A 3956-nucleotide genomic window follows, 5' to 3' on the forward strand; every position below is an offset into this window, starting at 1 on the left:
GCGGCCCCGGCGGTTCGCCTCGTCGAGCCTGTAGTTTTGCAGGCCCACACTCACACTTTGCCTGCAGATCTACAGGCTCGGTGTGGCTGCGCGCGGGCTACAGCCCGGCCGTGCGGGTGACCTCCGCGAAGCGGCTGGACGGGCCGCAGGCCGCGCGCACCACGGCCACATGGTCGCCGACGGCGATGCCGCCGTCCGCCGCACCACAACGACGCCCACGACCACGGAGCCGTCCACCACCACGCCCACCACGACGGTGCCGACGACGACCACCCCGCCTACGGTGACGACCACGACGCCGCCGACGAACACCAAGACCCCGCTCACCTCGACGCAAACGCCGACCACCGCGGCGCCCCCGCCCAGCACCCACGAAACGACGGTGGCGCCGCCGCACACGCAGACCCAGCAACCGCAGACCCAGCAACCGCAGACGCTCGCCCCGCAGCAGCCTCACCCCCATCGCGGGTTCTGAGCCGGTGATGCCCGACGCGGTCACGGTGGTGCTGCCCTGCCTGAACGAGGAGGAGTCACTGCCGGCCGTGCTGGCGGCCATCCCCGCCGAATACCGGGCGTTGGTGGTCGACAACAACAGCACCGACGACACCGCCGCGGTGGCGCGGCGGCACGGCGCCGAGGTGGTCGCCGAGCCGCGGGCCGGGTACGGCTCGGCGGTGCACGCGGGCGTGCTCGCCGCGACCACCCCGATCGTCGCGGTCATCGACGCCGACGGCTCGATGGACGCCGGTGACCTGCCGCGCCTGGTCGCCGCGCTCGAGCAGGGCGCCGACCTGGTGATCGGCCGGCGCCGGCCGGTGCCCGGGCTGCATTGGCCGTGGGTGGCCCGGGTCGGCACCGTGGTAATGAGCTGGCGGCTGCGCACCCGCCACGGATTGCCGGTGCACGACATCGCGCCGATGCGGGTGGCGCGGCGCGAGGCGCTGCTGAACCTCGGCGTCGCCGACCGGCGCTCGGGCTATCCGCTGGAGCTGCTGGTGCGCGCGGCGGCAGCCGGTTGGCGCGTGGTCGAGCTCGACGTCAGCTACGGTCCCCGCACCGGCGGGAAGTCGAAGGTCAGCGGGTCCCTGCGGGGGAGCGTCACGGCGATCCTGGACTTCTGGAAGGTGATCTCGTGACCTTGCCGGTGACGCTGCTGGTGGTGGCCAAGGCGCCGGAGCCGGGCCTGGCCAAGACCCGGCTCGCGGCCACCGTGGGGGACTTGGTGGCCGCCGAGATCGCCGCGGCCGCGCTGTTGGACACGCTGGACGCGGTCGCCGCCGCGCCGGCGGCGAACCGCGTGGTGGCCATGACCGGCGATCTGGATGCGGCGGCCGGGGCCGCCGAGATTCGGCAACGGCTGCAGGCTTTTACGGTGATTCCGCAGCGCGGTGCCGACTTCGCCGACCGGCTGGCCAACGCCCACGCCGACGCCGCCGACGGCTATCCGGTGGTGCAGATCGGGATGGACACCCCGCAGGTGACCGCCGACCTGCTGACCGACTGCGCCCACCGGCTGCGGGAGGCGCCGGCCGTGCTCGGGCCGGCCGTCGACGGCGGCTGGTGGGTGCTTGGTCTGCGCAGCCCGGCGGCGGCCGAGTGCCTGCGCGCCGTCCCGATGTCCCAGCCGGATACCGGATTGCTGACGTATCGAGCGTTGCACGACATGGGAATCGAGCCCTACGCGGCGCCGGTGCTCGCCGACTTCGACGTCGCCGACGACGTGGCCGTGGTGCGCGCGGCCTGCGGCCCGTCCAGCCGCTTCGCGGAGGTCACCCGCACGGCCGGGCTGTAGCCCGCGCGCAGCCACACCGAGCCTGTAGATCTGCAGGCAAAGTGTGAGTGTGGGCCTGCAAAACTACAGGCTCGACGAGGCGAACCGCCGGGGCCGCCTACCAGTTCGTCACGATGACGGTGTTCAGCAGCACGGCGCCGGCGGCGTTGAGCGCCAGCCACACCCGGTGCGACCGGACGGGCAGCAGCGCGGGCGAAGCCGTGAGCCAGATCGTGAATGGCAGCCAGATGCGCTCCACCTCGGCCTTGCTGAGCATGCTCAGGTCGGCGCACGCGATGGCGGCCAGCACGCCCAGCAGCAGCAGGTGAAACCCGGAGCGGCGGCGGATGGCCGCCGCGTCGAACACCCGGCTGACGCCGGCGACGCTGCCCAGGCCGATCGCACACACGACGGACGCCAGGTTGGCCCAGCTCCAATACTGAAACGGGCGGTCCTTGGCGATGCCCTGCCAATACCGTTGCTGCACAAGGTTATAGCCGTCGAACCAGTAGAACCCCGCCACCGCGAAGGTTGACGCCACGGCCACGGCTGCCAGCGTGGCCGGGCCGAGCGCCCGCAGCGCCGCGCGCCAGTCGGCGGCCGAGGCCAGCACCGCCAGCGCCGGCAGGCCCATCAACATCAGGCCGTAGTTGCAGAACACGCCCCAGCCCAGCAGCAGCCCCGCGGCGGCGGCCACCAGCGCGGGGAAGCGGGTTCCGCGGTGCACCGCCACGGCCAGCAGCGCGATGCCCCATGCCGCCACCCCGGCGAAGTAGCCGTCGGCGGAGACCGCGATCCAGATCGCCGTCGGCGCCACCGCCACGAACGGCGCGGCGCGCCGCGCGGTCCGGTCGTCGGCCAGTGCGCGGACGGCGATCAGCACCGCGGCCGCCGCGCTGGACCCGGCCAGCAGGCACAGCAACCCCGCCCAGGCGCCCCCGTGCAGGCCGATCCGGTCCAGCCAGACGAACGTCAGCAGCGCCCCGGGCGGGTGCCCGGAGACGTGGGTGGTCCAGGAGTTCGGTTGGTAGTCGACGATCCGGCTCGCGAAGGTGCGCAGCGTGGCGGGGATGTCGGTGATGCCCGGCACCTGCGACAGGTACTCGTCGCGGGTGGTCAGCCGGCCGGCGAAGCCGCGCTGCCAGCCGTCGATCATCGCCAGCGCGAAGGCCCACCCGCAGGCGGTGGCCCACGTGCTCAGCGTCAGGAGCCGCCACGAAAGGCGTTGCGCCAGAAGTGGTCCCCACACCACCGCGGCGATCGCGATGGCGATGGCAGGCCCGGTGCCCCAGCTGGCGTGAATCTCCCAGGCGCCGAAGATCGGGGCGGCCCCGGTGTGTGTGCCGAACCGCTCCTGGCCGACGTCGGTCCTCGGCCGCACACCCCAGTGCAGCCGCGGCAGCACGAACGCCGCGCCCACCAGCACCGCCCCGACCGCGGCGGCCACAAACTCCCGACGTGCCAGCCTCACGGTCGACCAGCCTATTGATCGGCCGGCCCGGCGAACCGGCGCACCAACCCCGACCGGTCGACCTTGCCGATGCCGCGCCGCGGCAACGCCTCGACGACGTGCAGTTCGCGCGGGGCGGCGGTGGTGTCCAGGGTGCCTGCCACGTGGGCGCGCAGCTCGTCCAGCGTCGGAGCCGCGTGGCCCTCGGCCAGCACGATCGCGGCGACCACCCGCTGGCCCAGCCGGTCATCGGGCAGGCCGAACACCGCGCAGTCGGCGACGGCGGGGTGGGTGCCCAGCGCCGCCTCGACCAGTTGCGGCAGCACGGTGAGCCCGCCCGTGCTGATCGCGTCGTCCGCGCGGCCCAGCACGGTCAGCACACCCGCCTCGTCGACGGCGCCGAGGTCGTCGGTGCGGAACCAGCCGGGCTCGGCGAACGGGTCGGGCTGCACCGGGTTGCGGTAACCCTTGGCCAGGGTCGCGCCGCCGAGGAGGACGCGGCCGCCGGCGGCGACCTGGACCAGGACGCCGTCCAGCGGCACACCGTCGTACACGCAACCGCCCGCGGTTTCGCTCATCCCGTAGGTGCGCACCACGGCGACGCCGGCCGCCGCGGCGGCGTCGAGCACCCCCTGCGGGGCCGGGCCGCCGCCGAGCAGGACGGCGTCCAGTTCGGCGAGCGCGGCGGCGGCCGCCGGGTCGGTCAGCGCCTTGGCCAGCTGCGTGGCCACCAGC

5 protein-coding genes are annotated in these 3956 nt (G+C 74.0%); 3 read left to right on the plus strand and 2 right to left on the minus strand.

Going from position 1 to position 3956, the window contains the following annotated elements; translation table 11 throughout:
* Nucleotides 1–169 precede the first annotated feature (169 nt).
* Genes A5701_RS28110 through A5701_RS10250 form a run of 3 tightly spaced genes read left to right on the plus strand, consistent with a single transcriptional unit; the run spans nt 170 to nt 1792 of the window.
* On the plus strand, nt 170–475 hold the full coding sequence (locus A5701_RS28110; RefSeq protein WP_067752109.1) for a hypothetical protein: 306 nt from the start codon (nt 170–172) through the stop codon (nt 473–475).
* 7 nt (nt 476–482) lie between these two features.
* Nucleotides 483–1136, plus strand: coding sequence for a glycosyltransferase family 2 protein (locus A5701_RS10245; protein WP_067752112.1), 654 nt, complete (start codon nt 483–485; stop codon nt 1134–1136).
* The gene (locus A5701_RS10250) at nt 1133–1792 is read left to right on the plus strand and encodes a DUF2064 domain-containing protein (RefSeq protein WP_067752115.1); all 660 of its coding nucleotides are present in this window, start codon (nt 1133–1135) and stop codon (nt 1790–1792) included. Before A5701_RS10245 ends, A5701_RS10250 begins: the two co-directional genes overlap by 4 nt.
* Before the next feature lie 97 nt (nt 1793–1889).
* Here the strand turns inward: A5701_RS10250 and A5701_RS10255 are convergent, their stop codons facing one another.
* Together A5701_RS10255 and menE are read right to left on the minus strand one after the other, a co-directional pair.
* Nucleotides 1890–3242 carry a hypothetical protein gene (locus A5701_RS10255; protein WP_067752119.1) on the minus strand — a complete coding sequence of 451 codons (1353 nt, stop codon included), beginning with the start codon at nt 3240–3242 and terminating at the stop codon, nt 1890–1892.
* 11 nt (nt 3243–3253) lie between these two features.
* A partial coding sequence (gene menE / locus A5701_RS10260) for an o-succinylbenzoate--CoA ligase (protein ID WP_082969718.1) occupies nt 3254–3956 on the minus strand: 703 nt, incomplete at its 5' end.

The sequence above is a fragment of the Mycobacterium sp. E3305 genome (assembly GCF_001666785.1).
GTDB lineage: Bacteria > Actinomycetota > Actinomycetes > Mycobacteriales > Mycobacteriaceae > Mycobacterium.

Bases quoted from the DNA above. Each gene is read 5' to 3' on its own strand.
- A5701_RS28110 (WP_067752109.1), top strand. From the start codon at position 170: ATGGTCGCCGACGGCGATGCCGCCGTCCGCCGCACCACAACGACGCCC.
- A5701_RS10245 (WP_067752112.1), top strand. From the start codon at position 483: ATGCCCGACGCGGTCACGGTGGTGCTGCCCTGCCTGAACGAGGAGGAG.